Source organism: Roseateles sp. P4_D2, from assembly GCF_056401875.1.
The window spans coordinates 421,103-434,654 of the sequence record NZ_JBFUIM010000004.1 but is presented as its reverse complement, the minus strand read 5'-3'; the positions used below and the strand labels follow the sequence as shown (position 1 = coordinate 434,654).

General features: G+C 68.9%; 16 protein-coding genes. 8 read left to right on the top strand and 8 right to left on the bottom strand.

Features of this window, described 5'->3' with window-relative positions; genetic code table 11:
• Together AC1DW0_RS10065 and AC1DW0_RS10060 are read left to right on the top strand one after the other, a co-directional pair.
• The coding region (locus tag AC1DW0_RS10065) for a TonB family protein (RefSeq protein ID WP_477945667.1) at nucleotides 1-535 on the top strand (535 nt) is incomplete at its 5' end.
• 99 nt (nucleotides 536-634) lie between these two features.
• Nucleotides 635-1,660 carry an SGNH/GDSL hydrolase family protein gene (locus tag AC1DW0_RS10060; protein WP_056204665.1) on the top strand — a complete coding sequence of 342 codons (1,026 nt, stop codon included), beginning with the start codon at nucleotides 635-637 and terminating at the stop codon, nucleotides 1,658-1,660.
• On the opposite strand, the gene AC1DW0_RS10055 is transcribed toward AC1DW0_RS10060, so the two are convergent.
• Nucleotides 1,622-2,536, bottom strand: coding sequence for a LysR family transcriptional regulator (locus tag AC1DW0_RS10055; RefSeq protein WP_056205262.1), 915 nt, complete (start codon nucleotides 2,534-2,536; stop codon nucleotides 1,622-1,624). The two genes, AC1DW0_RS10060 and AC1DW0_RS10055, sit on opposite strands and share 39 nt — an antisense overlap.
• A 115-nt stretch (nucleotides 2,537-2,651) precedes the next feature.
• Between AC1DW0_RS10055 and AC1DW0_RS10050 the strand changes: the two genes are divergently transcribed.
• The 3 genes from AC1DW0_RS10050 to AC1DW0_RS10040 are packed head-to-tail and all read left to right on the top strand — an operon-like array spanning nucleotide 2,652 to nucleotide 5,040.
• The gene (locus tag AC1DW0_RS10050) at nucleotides 2,652-3,257 is read left to right on the top strand and encodes an FMN-dependent NADH-azoreductase (protein WP_477945665.1); all 606 of its coding nucleotides are present in this window, start codon (nucleotides 2,652-2,654) and stop codon (nucleotides 3,255-3,257) included.
• A 9-nt stretch (nucleotides 3,258-3,266) separates the two neighbouring features.
• Nucleotides 3,267-4,136, top strand: a complete 870-nt coding sequence (locus AC1DW0_RS10045; RefSeq protein ID WP_477945663.1) for a pirin family protein — start codon at nucleotides 3,267-3,269, stop codon at nucleotides 4,134-4,136.
• Between the two features lie 4 nt (nucleotides 4,137-4,140).
• The gene (locus AC1DW0_RS10040; protein WP_477945661.1) at nucleotides 4,141-5,040 is read left to right on the top strand and encodes a LysR family transcriptional regulator; all 900 of its coding nucleotides are present in this window, start codon (nucleotides 4,141-4,143) and stop codon (nucleotides 5,038-5,040) included.
• Here the strand turns inward: AC1DW0_RS10040 and AC1DW0_RS10035 are convergent.
• From AC1DW0_RS10035 to AC1DW0_RS10025, 3 genes are all read right to left on the bottom strand, one after another.
• A complete protein-coding gene (locus tag AC1DW0_RS10035) occupies nucleotides 5,037-5,948 on the bottom strand; it encodes a pyridoxamine 5'-phosphate oxidase family protein (protein ID WP_457320232.1) in 912 nt (303 codons plus the stop codon). The two genes, AC1DW0_RS10040 and AC1DW0_RS10035, sit on opposite strands and share 4 nt — an antisense overlap.
• Before the next feature lie 165 nt (nucleotides 5,949-6,113).
• On the bottom strand, nucleotides 6,114-6,737 hold the full coding sequence (locus tag AC1DW0_RS10030) for a glutathione S-transferase family protein (protein WP_477945660.1): 624 nt from the start codon (nucleotides 6,735-6,737) through the stop codon (nucleotides 6,114-6,116).
• Nucleotides 6,738-6,838: 101 nt separating this feature from the next.
• Nucleotides 6,839-7,351, bottom strand: coding sequence for a GNAT family N-acetyltransferase (locus AC1DW0_RS10025; RefSeq protein ID WP_457389449.1), 513 nt, complete (start codon nucleotides 7,349-7,351; stop codon nucleotides 6,839-6,841).
• 38 nt (nucleotides 7,352-7,389) lie between these two features.
• Here AC1DW0_RS10025 and AC1DW0_RS10020 point away from each other — a divergent pair, with 38 nt between their 5' ends.
• Together AC1DW0_RS10020 and AC1DW0_RS10015 are read left to right on the top strand one after the other, a co-directional pair.
• A complete protein-coding gene (locus AC1DW0_RS10020; RefSeq protein WP_477945658.1) occupies nucleotides 7,390-7,995 on the top strand; it encodes a DUF938 domain-containing protein in 606 nt (201 codons plus the stop codon).
• Between the two features lie 18 nt (nucleotides 7,996-8,013).
• Complete coding sequence (locus AC1DW0_RS10015) at nucleotides 8,014-8,754, top strand: sulfite exporter TauE/SafE family protein (RefSeq protein ID WP_477945656.1); 741 nt, start codon at nucleotides 8,014-8,016, stop codon at nucleotides 8,752-8,754.
• Between the two features lie 4 nt (nucleotides 8,755-8,758).
• Here the strand turns inward: AC1DW0_RS10015 and AC1DW0_RS10010 are convergent, their stop codons facing one another.
• Nucleotides 8,759-9,673, bottom strand: a complete 915-nt coding sequence (locus tag AC1DW0_RS10010) for a LysR family transcriptional regulator (protein ID WP_477945654.1) — start codon at nucleotides 9,671-9,673, stop codon at nucleotides 8,759-8,761.
• 109 nt (nucleotides 9,674-9,782) lie between these two features.
• Here AC1DW0_RS10010 and AC1DW0_RS10005 point away from each other — a divergent pair, with 109 nt between their 5' ends.
• Entirely contained in the window at nucleotides 9,783-10,538 is a 756-nt protein-coding gene (locus AC1DW0_RS10005) for a glucose 1-dehydrogenase (protein WP_477945652.1), read from the top strand.
• A gap of 155 nt (nucleotides 10,539-10,693) precedes the next feature.
• Here AC1DW0_RS10005 and AC1DW0_RS10000 read toward each other — a convergent pair whose 3' ends face one another.
• Genes AC1DW0_RS10000 through AC1DW0_RS09990 form a run of 3 tightly spaced genes read right to left on the bottom strand, consistent with a single transcriptional unit; the run spans nucleotide 10,694 to nucleotide 13,551 of the window.
• The gene (locus tag AC1DW0_RS10000) at nucleotides 10,694-10,987 is read right to left on the bottom strand and encodes a hypothetical protein (protein ID WP_457320221.1); all 294 of its coding nucleotides are present in this window, start codon (nucleotides 10,985-10,987) and stop codon (nucleotides 10,694-10,696) included.
• A 60-nt stretch (nucleotides 10,988-11,047) separates the two neighbouring features.
• The gene (locus AC1DW0_RS09995; RefSeq protein ID WP_477945650.1) at nucleotides 11,048-11,779 is read right to left on the bottom strand and encodes an ABC transporter ATP-binding protein; all 732 of its coding nucleotides are present in this window, start codon (nucleotides 11,777-11,779) and stop codon (nucleotides 11,048-11,050) included.
• Complete coding sequence (locus AC1DW0_RS09990; protein ID WP_056204703.1) at nucleotides 11,776-13,551, bottom strand: branched-chain amino acid ABC transporter ATP-binding protein/permease; 1,776 nt, start codon at nucleotides 13,549-13,551, stop codon at nucleotides 11,776-11,778. The genes AC1DW0_RS09995 and AC1DW0_RS09990 overlap by 4 nt, the downstream gene beginning before the upstream one ends.
• Nucleotide 13,552 lies beyond the last annotated feature (1 nt).

Here is a 13,552-nt window from a genome sequence, read left to right as displayed (position 1 = left end):
GCGCAAGCCGGCTCCGGCTCCCGTGGCGGCCGCGCCCCGGCCCGCGCCTGCCCCAACGCCCGGCACGGCACCCGCACCGACCGCTGCCACAGCTGTTGCGCCCCCGACCACCGTTGCTACCGCGCCGCAGGCGGCGCCCGAGCCTGAACCTGAAGTTGAGCGCACGCCCGTGCTGCTCGCCTCTGCGGCGCCGACGCCCGCCCCCGCTGCCCCGATGGCCGCCGCGGCACGGGCCGCGGAGCCGCCGCCCAAGCCGGCCGAGGAAGAGGCCGAGGAGCCGCTGAAACTGCTGGCCAAGGTCGAACCGGCCATCCCGCGCCAGATGCAGCAGCAGAGCACCTTCCGCAACGGTTTTGCCCAGGTGCAGTTCACGGTCGGGCCCGACGGCGCGGTCCAGCAGGCCTCGGTCATCAAGGCCAGCCATTCGCGGTTGGGCACGGCGGCCGTCGAGGCCGTCAAGCAATGGCGCTTCGCTCCCATCCGCAAGGCCCGCGAGGCCGCTGTCGAAGTCGCCTTCAAGAGCGACACCGACTGATTTCAGTCTCGGGCGTCCCCGGGTTGACGCTGAGCCAACGGGCGGAGATGCTGTTGTCGAGCCGTTAGAAGTCCTGCGGCCACAAATCAGGGAGTTTCCATGTCCATCCGTCTGCTCGCCCGCATGCTCGCGGGCATTGGTCTTTGTGCTGCCGCCTTCGCAGCCTCGGCCACCGGCCCGTATTCCGGACTCGTCGTTTTCGGCGACAGCCTGTCCGACAGCGGCAACAACGCTTTGCTGCTGTCTCAGGGCCCCGGTGGGCTGCCGCCCGTCAACATTCCGGGCGACGGCTACTACAGCAAGATCCCGTCGACGGCGGGCACGTATTCCAATGGCTGGGTCTGGACGCAGTACTTCGCGCAATCGCTCGGCGTGGCGCTATCGCCCTCACTGGCCGGCGGCAATAACTTCGCCTTCGGTGGTGCACAGACCAGTCTGAACGGTGGCGAGATTCCGCAGTTGCCGGGCTTCCCGTACAGCATGCAAACCCAGCTTGGCATGTATCTGGGCGCCACCGGCAACCTCGCCGATCCGAACGCTCTTTACGTGGTGGCCGGCGGCGGCAATAACATCCGTGTCGCATTGGAAGCGATCGCCATGGGTGCCGACGCTGACGCCACGGCTGCCGCGACAGTGGCCAGCTACGCCGCCGACATGGCCGGCATCGTTGGCAGCCTCAAGCTCGCCGGCGCCCAGCATGTGCTGGTGCTGAACACGCCCAACTTCGGCCTCACGCCGCTGGCCAACGCGATGGGCGCCAGCGGCCAGGCCTCGGCGCTGAGCTTCGCCATGGACACCGCCCTCACCGGCGCGCTGGCTGGCAGCGGCGCACAGGTCTTCGACATGTACGGCTTCATGACGAGCGCCGTGGACAATGCCTCGCAGCTGGGCTTCAGCAACTGGACCAATGCCTGCGCAGCAACCACCAGCAGCTGCGATCTCAGCACCGCGCTGTTCTGGGACGGCATCCACCCCACGACCCTGGCGCACCAGCAGCTCGCTGCAGCCGTGTTCGCGGTGGCCGTCCCCGAGCCCGACATGGCGGCGCTGCTGGCCGTTGGCCTCGTCGTCGTGGCGCTGGCGGGCTCAAGGGCCCGGCGCCGGGCAGTTGTCCAGCAGGGCTGACATCGCCTCCAGAAACACCCGGGTGCGCAACGGCATCAGCCGGCGCTCCGGGAACACCGCCCAGCAGCTCGAGCCCGGCAGGTGCCAGTCCGGCAGCAGGCGCTGCAGCCGGCCCAGCGCCAGCGCATCCCTGACGATGAGGCGGTCAATGCCGGCGATGCCGACGCCGCTTTGCGCCAGCTGAGCCAGCAGGCTGGGCGCATTGGCCAACGTGCGCTGCGCCGGCCGGGCGAGGTGGGGCTCGGCCCCCTCGCGCTGCAGCCGCCAGGGCACGGGCTCGCCGTGGCGGGTCAGCAGCATCAGCCCATGCATGGTGTCCAAGGCCTGCGGCAACAACGGCTCGCCGACCCGCTCCAGGTAGCCCGGTGACGCGTACAGGCCCCAATGCGTCGTCGCCAGCTTGCGCGCAGCGAGCTGGCTGTCCTCGTCCATCGATCCCATGCGGATGGCAAGGTCGAAGCCCTCGCCGATCAGGTCCACGCGCCGCGGCGTCAGGTCCAGCTCCAGCTGCACCTCCGGGTAGGCCAGCGCGAATTCGGCCAGCATGCCGGCCGCCACCTCCTGGGCGAAGTCCGCCGGCATGCTGACGCGCAACCGGCCGCTGGGTTTTTGCTGGCGGTGCAGCGCCAGCGCCAGCGCGCCATCCACCTCTGAAGCGACTGCTCGCGCGTGCTCCAGCACGCCGGCGCCGAAGTCAGTCAGTGTCAACTTGCGCGTCGTGCGCTGCAGCAGCTTCTCGCCCAGCCGGGTCTCCAGCGCGCCGATGCGCCGCGACACCGTGCTCTTGGGCCAGTGCACCCGCTCGGCGGCGCGGCTGAAGCTGCCGGCCTCCATGACGCGGGCAAACAGCAGCAAGTCGTCGGCGTCTGATTCCATCATTGGCTCCATTGATCCATTGGCGGAACAATCTTATGCAAATCGCCAACTTCTGAAGTTGATTGGGCAGTTCTAGAGTTCATTCCATCGCAACCGCCCCTTCAGGAGCTTCCGAATGAACATCCTGCAAATCAACGCCAGCGCCCGTCGTGCCACCGATGACCAAGGCTCGGTCTCCACCCGCCTGGCCAGCGAACTGACCGCCGGCCTGCGCGCCGCCAACCCTAGCGCCACGACCACCGTGCGCGATCTGACGCTGACACCCCAACCTGTGCTCGACGAAGCCGCGCTGGGCGCCCTGTTCACGCCTGCCGACCAGCGCACGCCCGAGCAGGCCGCCCGCGTCGCGCTGGACGACGCGCTGATCGCCGAACTGCAGGCCGCCGACACCGTCGTCATCGGCGTGCCGATGTACAACTTCAACATCACCGCCCAGCTCAAGAACTGGATCGACGCCGTCGCCCGCGCCGGCGTCACCTTCAAGTACGGTGAGAAGGGCCCTGTCGGCCTGGTGACCGGCAAGAAGGTCTACATCGTCACCAGCCGCGGCGGCATCCATCGCGACCAGCCCAGCGACCAGATGACGCCCTATCTGCGCGCCGTGCTGGCCTTCCTGGGCATGACCGATGTTGAGTTCGTCTACGCTGAGGGCATGGCCTTCGCCGCTGAGCAAGGTCTTGCCAACGCCCGCGCCCAGATCTCCGAATTTCTGATCGCCTGAAAGAACGCCATGAACACCGTCGCCACTTCCCTGTTGAACCAACCGCGCGAGGTCGAGCGCCTCGTCGCTGGTCAGCCGACCAGCGACGGTGCCGGCGTCAAGCTCAACCGCGTGCTGACGCAGAACCTGCAGCGCCGGCTGGACCCCTTCCTGATGCTCGACGCCTTCGGCACGGACAACCCCGACGACTACATCGCCGGCTTCCCTGACCACCCGCACCGCGGCTTCGAGACCATCACCTACATGCTCAATGGCCGCATGCGCCACCGCGACTCGGCCGGCAACGAAGGCCTGATCAGCGACGGCGGCGTGCAATGGATGACCGCCGGCCGCGGCGTCATCCACAGCGAGACGCCGGAGCAGAACGAAGGCCGCATGGCCGGCTTCCAGCTCTGGCTCAACCTGCCCGCCAAGGACAAGCTGCGCGCGCCCTGGTACCGCGATGTGGCCAGCCACGAGGTGCCGGAGTTCGAGCGCGACGGCGTCAAGGCGCGCGTCATTGCCGGCGCGAGCCATGGTGTCGAGGGTGCCGTGCAGCGCGACAGCACCGAGCCGCTATACCTCGACCTGCACTTCGCGCCCGGCGCCCGCTTCGAGCAATTGCTGCCGCCCGAGTTCAATGCATTCGTCTACGTCTACGAAGGCGGGCTGAAGTTCGAGACCGGCTGCCAGGTGCCCTCGGGCCGCATGGCCATCCTCGCCAACACGCCCGGCAGCGACGGCGTACGCCTGCAAGCTGGCGACCAGCCGACCCGCGCGCTGCTGATTGCCGGCAAGCCGCTGGGCGAGCCCATTGCGCAGTACGGCCCCTTTGTCATGAACACCGAGGCGGAGCTCGTGCAGGCCGTGCGCGACTTCCAGGCCGGCAGACTCGCCTGAACGCATGGACCGCTTGCAGGCCATGGAAGTCTTCGTCGCCGTTGTCGACAGCGGCGGCTTCGCGAGCGCGGCGCGCAAGCTGGACCTGTCGGCCCCCGTCGTCACGCGCGCTGTGGCCGAACTGGAAGAGCGCCTGGGCGTGCGCCTGCTGACGCGCACCACCCGCGCCGTGCGCGTCACCGAGGCCGGCGCCCGCTATGCCGAGGACTGCCGGCGCATCCTCGCCGACGTGGGCGACTCCGAGGCCGCCACCAGCGGCAGCCGCAGCCAGCTCAAGGGCCTGCTCAGCGTCACGGCGCCGGTGCTGTTCGGCAACTTGCACGTCACGCCCATCGTCACCGACTATCTGCAGCGCTACCCGGACGTCGACGCGCAATGCGTCTTCGTCGACCGCGTCGTCAATCTCGTCGATGAGGGCCTGGACGTGGCCGTGCGCATCGGCGAGCTGCCGGACTCCTCCCTGCGCGCCATCGGCGTTGGCCAGGTGCGGCGCATGCTGCTGGCGTCGCCCGGCTATCTCGCCGCGCATGGCCGGCCGCAGCGCCCCGATGGGCTGTCGGGACACACGCTGATCCAGCCCACCCAGGTAGCGCCCTACCCTGAATGGCGCTTTGCCGAAGCGGGTCGACCGCTGGTGCAGCGCATCCGCCCCCGCTTGCGCACGACAACCAATGATGCCGCCCGCTCCTTCGCGCTGGCCGGCCTGGGCATCGTGCGCCTGCTCAGCTACCAGGCGGCCGACGCGCTGGCCCGCGGCGAGCTGGTCCCGTTGCTGGAGGGCTTCGAGCCGCCGGCCATCCCCGTCCACATCGTGCATCACGAGGGCCGGCACATGACACAGAAAGTACGTGCCTTTGTCGACCTAGCGGTGGACAGCCTGCGCGCGAATCCCGCCCTGCGCTAGACGTTCTGCGGTGCCCAGTCGCGGAACCGCCAGCGCAGCGGCAGCGCATCACGCAGCCACCAGCCCTCATCCAGGTGGAAGCGCCAGGCGCGCTCGGCCTTGTCGTCGAGCGCGGCCCGTTCCGGCCCGTCCCAGACGATCTCGGCGCGACCCGTCAGGCTCAGCAGGTCGCCGCGCTCGAAGTCGATGAAGAGCAGGCCCGCGCGTCCGTCGAGTTGCAGATTGCCCAGCGTCATGAACATGCGGTTGCCGGAGTAGTCCGGCACCAGCAGCGTTCGCGCGTCCTCTTGCGTGACGAAGCCGGCGGGACCGCCGCGGTGCGACACATCCGCCCCTGCTGCGCCCGCATGCGTGGCGACGAACAAGGTGTCGGCGGCGGCGATCAGCCACGCCGCGTCGCCGTCCAGTTGCGAAACGCGCTCGATGACGCGCGGCCGCGTGTCCGCCGCATCGCGCACCCATTCAACCTCGCGGCCCTGGATGTACTGAGGGCAGTTGCCTACCGTCTGCTCCACCTGCAGCCGCAACCCTGAGGGCTCGACCGCCAGCAGCCTGCCGTTGACGCGGTTGCGCCGCCGCGTGTGCAGCTCGATGCCCAGCAAGCCGAGCGGCGCGCCCGGTGTCATGCCGGCCGCGGCCGGATCACCCGGGATGGGCGTGGCCGCGAAGGTCAGATGCCAGGCATCCGGCGCCTGCACGAAACCCGGCGGCCCCACCAGCACCGTGGCCCAGGGCCGACCGGTCGGGTCCACACTGCCGGCCAACATCAGCGGCAGCTGCTCGTAGAAGCGCTGGTGCTGCTCGGGCATGTGGTCGCGCACGACGCGGCGACCGACCTCGGCCATGCGCTCGGCGACGCCGACGCGAGACTGCACGGCGACCTCGCCGGCGTGGAAGGGTTGATCCATTTTCAGTGGCCTTTCGTATTTGCGGGCCGAGCGCCGGGCCGCTCCCTAGCCGGCCCGCCCTGGCGATGTGCTCGCGGCTCGATGCCGGGAGCATCGCCGTCCCCTCGGGGGACCGGCCGGGCACAGCCGCGTTCAGCGGGATGGGACCGGGCGAGGGGCTTCATTTCAGGCGGCCCGCAGGCCGGCCGGCGTGGTCTTGAAAGGCACAAAGCCCGGCAACGCCTCGATGCGCGCGAGCCAGGCACGCAGCGCCGGATAAGGCGCCAGGTCCACATTGCCCTCGGGCGCGTTGACGATATAGCTGTAGCCGGCGATGTCGGCCAGCGTGGCGTGGTCGCCGACGAGAAAGGAGCGACGAGCCAGCTCGCCTTCCATGACCTTGAACAAGGTGTGAGCCCGGTTGATCACCTCGTCAGCATCGAAGCGTGCGCCGAACACGGTGACGAGGCGGGCCGCCGCGGGGCCGAAGGCGATCAGGCCCGAGGCCACCGACAGCCAGGCCTGCACCGCCGCGCGACCGGCGGCGTCGGCCGGCAGCCAGCGGCCCGCCGGGTCGTACTTGCTGGCCAGGTAGACCAGGATGGCCGTGCTGTCCCAGACGCAATGGCCGTCGTCATCCAGCAGCGGCAACTGGCCGAAGGGATGGCGGGCGAGGAACTCGGGCGTCTTGTGCGCGCGGGTGGCGAAGTCGATATCGATACGCTCATGCGGCAGGCCCATCAGGGACAGCGCAAGTTCGGCGCGGTGGGCGTGGCCGGACAAGGCGTGGCGGTACAGCTTGAGGGTCATGGAAGGCTCCGTTGAAGACGGGACCACTGTGCCCAGCGCCGCGCCCTGGCGAAACGGCGCGCGCCGCAAGTCATTCTTTCCGCGGCCGATGGGAGTCGCCGTCAGCTCAGCCGTCGCCCCACCAGCACCAGGTCCTTCTCCACGCCCTCCAGCCGTGCCACTCGCGGCATGAAGCCCCAGCGCTCGAAGCCATGCTTCTCGAACAAGCGCAGGCTGCCAACGTTGGACGCAAAGATCGTCGCCGTCAGCGTCTCGATGCCCAGCGCGGGCGAACTGGCAATGGCCTGTGCCAACAGATAGCTGCCCAGGCCCCTGGCCTGGTAGGTGGGGTGCAGGTAGATGGCCAGGTCGGCCGTGATGAAGTAGCCCGGCCTCTCGTTCATGAAGTGGAAGAAGCCGAGATAGCCGATGGCGCCCTGGCCGGGTTTGTCGCTGTCCTCGGCCACCCACAGCGGCCGGTGGTCGGGCGTGTGCTGGTCGAAAGACGGGCGGCGTTTGGCAACGGTCGTCGGTTCGAGGTCGCAACTGCAGGTGCGCGTCGCGACGGCGAAGTTGTAGATGTCGACGATGCGCGGCAGGTCGTCGGCGATGGCGTCGCGGTGCAGATAGGCCATGAGGGGCGAGGTTAGCGGCGGCAAGGCAAGATGCCGCCATGGACAACCCTCGCCGCCACAGCCCCGCCGCCGAACGCAACGGCCCGCCCATCCTCGCGGCCCTGCGGCGCCTGTTGCCCGCACAAGGCGTCATGCTGGAGATTGCCAGCGGCACGGGCCAGCACGCGGCCTTCTGCAGCGAAGGCCTGCCCGGCTGGCATTGGCAGCCCAGCGATTTCGACGCGGCCTCCCTGCCCTCCATCGCCGCCTGGTGCGAAGGCCTGGCCCGGGTGCGCCCGCCAATCACGCTGGACGTGCTCGATGCGACCTGGCCCGGCGTGCCGGCCCAGGTCGACGCGATCTACTGCGCCAACATGATCCACATCGCGCCCTGGGCCTGCACGGCGGGGTTGATGCAAGGCGCCGCGCGGCATCTCGTGCCCGAAGGATTGCTGCTCACCTACGGGCCCTACCTCGTCGACGGGGAGGCCACGGCGCCGAGCAATCTCGCCTTCGATGCCGACCTGCGCGCGCGCAACCCGGCCTGGGGCCTGCGGCGTTTGGCCGACGTGGCGACGCAGGCCGCCGCCGCGGGTCTTTGCCTGCGCGAAACCCTGGCCATGCCCGCCAACAATATGCTGCTGGCCTGGGCGCGCGCCACCTGAAGGCCGCGCCTGTCAGACATGCTTCTTGGACTCCTCGTGCTTGCCGGCCTCTGGGCCGGCCTGCAGAACTCGCTGGCCGGTGGCGGCTCCTTCGTCACGCTGCCGGCGCTGATCCTGTCGGGCATGTCGCCGCTGGCGGCCAACATCACATCGACCGTGGCGCTGTTCCCGGGCCAGCTCAGTTCGGGCTGGGCGGGCCGTCGCCTCGTCGTCGGCACGGCGACGCTGTCCTTCCGTGCCCTGGTCATCATCAGCCTGCTTGGCGGCGCGGTCGGCGCCTGGCTGCTGCTGAACACGCCGTCGTCGGTGTTCGCGCGTATGGTTCCCTGGCTGGTGCTGTTTGCCACCAGTGTGTTCGCCTGGGGCAGCTTCCTGCGCAAGCCGGTGGCTGAAGGCCATCACTTCAGCGCCCGCGCGACCGCCGCGATGCAGTTCCTCATCGCCATCTACGGCGGCTACTTCGGCGGCGGCATCGGCTTCCTGATGCTGGCGGCGTTGACGGTGGCGGGCATGCCCACCCGCAACGCGGGTGCAACGAAGAACGTGCTGGCCGGCGTCATGAACGCGTCGGCCGTGGCCCTGTTCGTGCTGTCGCCCGAGGTGCACTGGCTGCAGGCCGTCGTGCTCGGCAGCAGCGCCATCGTCGGCGGACTCGCCGGTGCCTGGGCCCTGCATCACGTCAACGAAAAAGCCCTGCGCATCGCCATCGTTGCCCTGGGCGTGGCACTGACGATCGGGCTCTTCCTGCGGCCGATCTGAGCCTTCAACTGGCCGCCAGCCCGGCGGCGAGGTGGTCGCCAAAGGCCTTGACCTTGCCCGACAAGCGCCGCTGCGGCGGGCTGACGAGCTGCATGGGCAAGGCCTGGCCCTGCCAGTGCGGCATGACCAGCTCCACCTCGCCACTGACCAGTTCTTTTTCCATCAACCAGTCCGGCGAATACGCCAGCCCCATGCCCGCCAGCACCGCCTCGCGTACGGCTTCACCGCTGTTGGTGCGCAGGCTGCCCGACACGCGCACGCTGACCAGGCTGCCCGGCGGCGCATCGGCACCGGGCCCGGCCTCGAAGGTCCAGGTTGGCCCGGTGCGCAGCTCGCTGTAGACGATGCAGTCGTGCTGCTGCAGCGCGATTGGGTTGATTGGCGGCGGCACGCCGAGCTGCTCGAAGTAGCCGCGCCGCGCCACGACGGCCCGGCGCACGGTGCCGATGCGGCGCGCCACCAGGCTGGAGTCCGGCTGCTCACCGATGCGCACCGCGACGTCGATGCCCTGCTCGACGAGGTCGATGAAACCGTCGTTCAGGCGCAGGTCGATCTTCACGCCCGGGTGGGCGGCCATGAAGCTCTTGACCAAAGGCATCAGCTTCAAGCGCCCAAAGCTGCCCGAGGCCGCAACGCGCAGCCAGCCCTGCAGCCGATGTTCGCCCGCGCGCAACTCGCTCTCGGCCTCGGCGATCTCGGCCACCAGCCGCCGCGCCTGCTCCACATAGCGCTCACCCGCCTCGGTGAGCTTCAGCGCCCGCGTGCTGCGGGCCAGCAGCTGCGCGCCCAGTGCCTTCTCCAGCGCCGCCACCTGCTTGCTGACGGCGCTCTGCGTGCTGCCCAGTTCGCGCGCCGCCGCCGAGAAGCTGCCCAGCTCGACGACCCGCACCAGGGTCTGCATTGACTGCAATCGGTCCATGGCTGCTCGTTTCAGTCTTGATTGGAATAAATCTTAGGCAAACCGGCCGGCTTCTGGATTGAGGAGGCAGCAATCACAGTGAGTTCACTCAACCACTGGAGTCATTTCCATGACCTCGTCTCGCATCGTCCTCATCACCGGCGCCCTGACCGGCATTGGCCGCGCCACCGCCCTCGCCTTTGCCAAGGAAGGCTCAGTCGTCGTCGTCAGCGGTCGCCGCGAACCCGAAGGCCAGGCTCTGGCCGCCGAACTGAAAACGCAAGGCGCCGCAGACGCCACCTTCATCCGCGCCGACGTGCGCCACGAGGCCGAGGTGCGCTCGCTCGTCGAGCAGACGGTCGAGCGCTTCGGCCGCCTGGACGTGGCCGTCAACAACGCCGGCACCGAGGGCAGCAACGGCCCGATCGCCGAGCAGAGCGCCGAGAACTACGACGCCATCTTCGACACCAATGTGCGCGGCGTGCTGTTCTCGCTGAAGCACGAGATGCGCGCCATGCTGGCCCAGCGCAGCGGCGCCATCGTCAACCTGTCGTCGGTGGCCGGGCTGATCGGCTTTGCGGGCGCGTCGGTCTATGTGGCCAGCAAGCATGCGGTCGAAGGCCTGACCAAGAGCGCCGCGCTCGAGGGCGCCGCCGCCGGCGTGCGCGTCAACGCCGTCGCGCCGGGACCTGTCCAGACCGACATGATGGAACGCTTCCTCGGCCGCAGCGAAGACGCCAAGGCCGGCCTGCTCGCCGCCATCCCGGCCAAGCGCGCCGGCACGGTGGACGAGATCGCGCAGACCATCGTCTTCCTGGCCAGCGACAAGGCACGCTATCTGACGGGGCAGTCGCTGGCGGTGGATGGGGGGATGACGGCGCAGTGAGCGTCGCTGCTGCGGCGACGGACGGGCCGTCGTGGTCGGGGCGGCCCACGAATTGGGGCTTCGCGGGTTCAGCTCAGCTCAGCTCAGCTCAGCTGAGCTGAGCTTGGCGGCGCATGTTCGGTATTGCGCGGACGAAGTTCGTCAGGCCGTAGCGCTCATTCGGTGGTTGTTTTCGAGCCGCGGCGCCAGTAGCGCTTGAAACCCTCGGGATAGTCGGGCGTCCACAGCCACTGCGTATCGATGGCGCCCCAGCGGAGCAGCAATTCCCGAAGCGATCCCACCAGGAAGGCATGCACCAGCACTGCCGATAACAACACGGCGGCGAATGCAGCCGCCCCGAGCAGCACCTTCCAGCCGGCAATCCCCGGCGCGATTTGGCTACTAGCGCCCAAGACGATTGCACCTATGGCCATTGCCGCGATAACGATCTTCGCAATGAATAGCTTCATGCCTCTGCTCCTGATATGCGACAGAGCCTGGCGTCGCGCCAGATGACGGAACGTCCCACGTTACTCTTTTCGCCCCGCACCCAGGTACGTCTCGATGACCCTCGGATCCGCCGCCAGCTGATCCGCCGGTCCACTGAGCCCGAACTCCCCCGTCTCCAGCACATGCCCGTGATCGGCCACGCGCAGCGCGGCGCGGGCGTTCTGTTCGACGAGCAGGATGCTGACGCCGCTGGCCCGCAGGTCGTCGACGATGGTGAAGATCTCGCGCACGATGAGCGGTGCCAGGCCCAGGCTGGGTTCGTCCAGCATCAACAGTTTGGGCTGGCCCATCAGCGCGCGGCCCAGGGCCAGCATCTGGCGTTCGCCGCCGGACAAGGTGCCAGCCGCTTGCGCGCGGCGCTCCTTCAGGCGCGGGAAGCGCGTGTAGACGCTGTCCATGCCGTCGCGCCAGCGCTTGTCGCCGAGCTTCTTGGGCCGCCAGCCGCCTAGCAGCAGGTTGTCCTCGACGGTCATGGTGCCGAACAGCTCGCGCTTCTCGGGCACCAGGGCCAGACCGGCGAGCACGCGCTCTTCCAGCGTCAGCTTGGCGATGTCTTCGCCCGCAAAGCGCAGCCTGCTGCTGCGCGACGGGATCAGGCCCATCAGCGCGCCCAGCAGCGTGGACTTGCCGGCGCCGTTGGGGCCGATGACGGTGACGACGCTCTTCTCCGCCGCGGTGAAGCTCAGGCCATGCAACACCTCGGCACGCCCATAGCCGGCGTGCAGGTCGACGACCTCCAGCAAGGCGCTCATTCGTCCGCTCCCAGGTAGGCCGCACGCACCGCCGGGCTGGCCTGCACTTCAGCTGGCGTGCCCTCCATCAGCCAGCGACCGAACTCCATGACGACGATGCGGTCGGTCAGCCTCATGACGAAGTCCATGTCGTGCTCCACGAGCAGCAGCGACAGGCCCTCGCCCTTCAGCTGCCGCAGCACTTCGGCGAGCGCTTCCTTCTCCTTGTGGCGCAGGCCGGCGGCGGGTTCGTCCAGCAGCAGCAGCGACGGGTCGCTGGCCAGCGCGCGGGCGATCTCGACGAGGCGCTGCGGCCCCAGCGCCAAGTTGCCGGCCAGCTCATGGGCTTGGTCGCCCAAGCCGATGCGGCGCAGCTGGCGCATGGCCTCGGCGCGGGCCTGAGCCTCTTCGGCCGCATTCAGGCCCAGCATCGCGCGCAGGGTGCCACTCTTGGTGCGCAGATAGGTGCCCAGCGCGACGTTCTCCAGCACCGTCATGTCGGGCACCAGCTTCACATGCTGGAAGGTGCGGCTCAAGCCGGCGCGGGCGATGTCGCGGCTCTCGCGGCCGTCCATGCGTTGACCGAGCAGCTCGACCTCGCCGCTGGTGAGCGGCAGCACGCCTGAGACGAGGTTGAAGGTCGTGCTCTTGCCGGCGCCATTGGGGCCGATGAGGCCGACGATGTCGCCGGCGCGGATCGCAAAGCTGATGTCGTTGACGGCGACCAGGCCACCGAACTGCTTGCGGATCTTGCGCACGTCCAGCAGGGCCGCGCCGCGCTCGGGGTGGCTGCGTGCACTCAAGGCCGGCACCGATTCGTCCACCGCCTTCGCACGGCCCGCCGGCAGCCAGCGTGCAATCAGCGGCCACAGGCCATCCGGCGCAAAGCGCAGCACCAGCACCAACACGACGCCGAAGACGATGATCTCGTAATTGCCCGAGCCGCCGAACACCAGCGGCAGCACGACCTTGAGCTGGTCCTCCGCCAGTTTCACCAGCGCCGCCCCCGTGAAGGCGCCGCCGACCGTGCCGATGCCACCGAGCACGGCCATGAAGAGGTATTCGATGCCGAACTTGATGCCGAAGGGCGAGGGGTTCACGCTGCGCTGCATGTGGGCATACAGCCAGCCCGACACCGAGGCCAGCAGCGCCGCGATGACGAACATGATGAGCTTGTAGCGGAAGGTCGACGCGCCCATGGCCTCGGGCATCGTCGAGCCGCCGCCGCGGTTGGTGTTGAGCGCTCGCATGATGCGGCCTGGCCGCGAATCCAGCAGCCGCGTGACGCCCAAAGCGGCGAGCAGGGCCGCCAGCCAGATCAGCAGATAGATGCGGCGCTCGCTCTGGAAGCTGAAGTCACCAAGCGTGATGGCCGGCAGGCCCAGCAGACCGTCGTATTTGCCGAGAGGCTCGAGGTTTCCGACGAGGAAATAGAGCGCCAGGCACCAGCAGATGGTGGCCAGCGGCAGGTAGTGGCCCGACATGCGCAGCGTCAGCGCGCCGATCACCAGGGCCAGCACCAGCGTGATCGCGAGGCCCGCCACCAGCCCCAGCCAGGGCGACATGCCCAGCGCGTTGCAAAGATAGCCGGTTGCGTAGGCACCGACACCGGCAAACGCGGCCTGGCCAAACGAGGTCAGGCCGCCCACGCCGGTCAGCAGCACCAGGCCCAGCACGACCAGCGAAAAGAGGCCGATGTAGTTGAGCTGCGTGATCCAGAAGTCCGGCACCGGGACAAAGGGCAGGACCAGGACAGCGATGGCGGCAGCGATGGCGAGATGCGTGCGGTTCATC

Bases quoted from the DNA above. Each gene is read 5' to 3' on its own strand.
- AC1DW0_RS10060 (WP_056204665.1), top strand. From the start codon at position 635: ATGTCCATCCGTCTGCTCGCCCGCATGCTCGCGGGCATTGGTCTTTGT.
- AC1DW0_RS10055 (WP_056205262.1), bottom strand. From the start codon at position 2,536: ATGGAATCAGACGCCGACGACTTGCTGCTGTTTGCCCGCGTCATGGAG.
- AC1DW0_RS10050 (WP_477945665.1), top strand. From the start codon at position 2,652: ATGAACATCCTGCAAATCAACGCCAGCGCCCGTCGTGCCACCGATGAC.
- AC1DW0_RS10045 (WP_477945663.1), top strand. From the start codon at position 3,267: ATGAACACCGTCGCCACTTCCCTGTTGAACCAACCGCGCGAGGTCGAG.
- AC1DW0_RS10040 (WP_477945661.1), top strand. From the start codon at position 4,141: ATGGACCGCTTGCAGGCCATGGAAGTCTTCGTCGCCGTTGTCGACAGC.
- AC1DW0_RS10035 (WP_457320232.1), bottom strand. From the start codon at position 5,948: ATGGATCAACCCTTCCACGCCGGCGAGGTCGCCGTGCAGTCTCGCGTC.
- AC1DW0_RS10030 (WP_477945660.1), bottom strand. From the start codon at position 6,737: ATGACCCTCAAGCTGTACCGCCACGCCTTGTCCGGCCACGCCCACCGC.
- AC1DW0_RS10025 (WP_457389449.1), bottom strand. From the start codon at position 7,351: ATGGCCTATCTGCACCGCGACGCCATCGCCGACGACCTGCCGCGCATC.
- AC1DW0_RS10020 (WP_477945658.1), top strand. From the start codon at position 7,390: ATGGACAACCCTCGCCGCCACAGCCCCGCCGCCGAACGCAACGGCCCG.
- AC1DW0_RS10015 (WP_477945656.1), top strand. From the start codon at position 8,014: ATGCTTCTTGGACTCCTCGTGCTTGCCGGCCTCTGGGCCGGCCTGCAG.
- AC1DW0_RS10010 (WP_477945654.1), bottom strand. From the start codon at position 9,673: ATGGACCGATTGCAGTCAATGCAGACCCTGGTGCGGGTCGTCGAGCTG.
- AC1DW0_RS10005 (WP_477945652.1), top strand. From the start codon at position 9,783: ATGACCTCGTCTCGCATCGTCCTCATCACCGGCGCCCTGACCGGCATT.
- AC1DW0_RS10000 (WP_457320221.1), bottom strand. From the start codon at position 10,987: ATGAAGCTATTCATTGCGAAGATCGTTATCGCGGCAATGGCCATAGGT.
- AC1DW0_RS09995 (WP_477945650.1), bottom strand. From the start codon at position 11,779: ATGAGCGCCTTGCTGGAGGTCGTCGACCTGCACGCCGGCTATGGGCGT.
- AC1DW0_RS09990 (WP_056204703.1), bottom strand. From the start codon at position 13,551: ATGAACCGCACGCATCTCGCCATCGCTGCCGCCATCGCTGTCCTGGTC.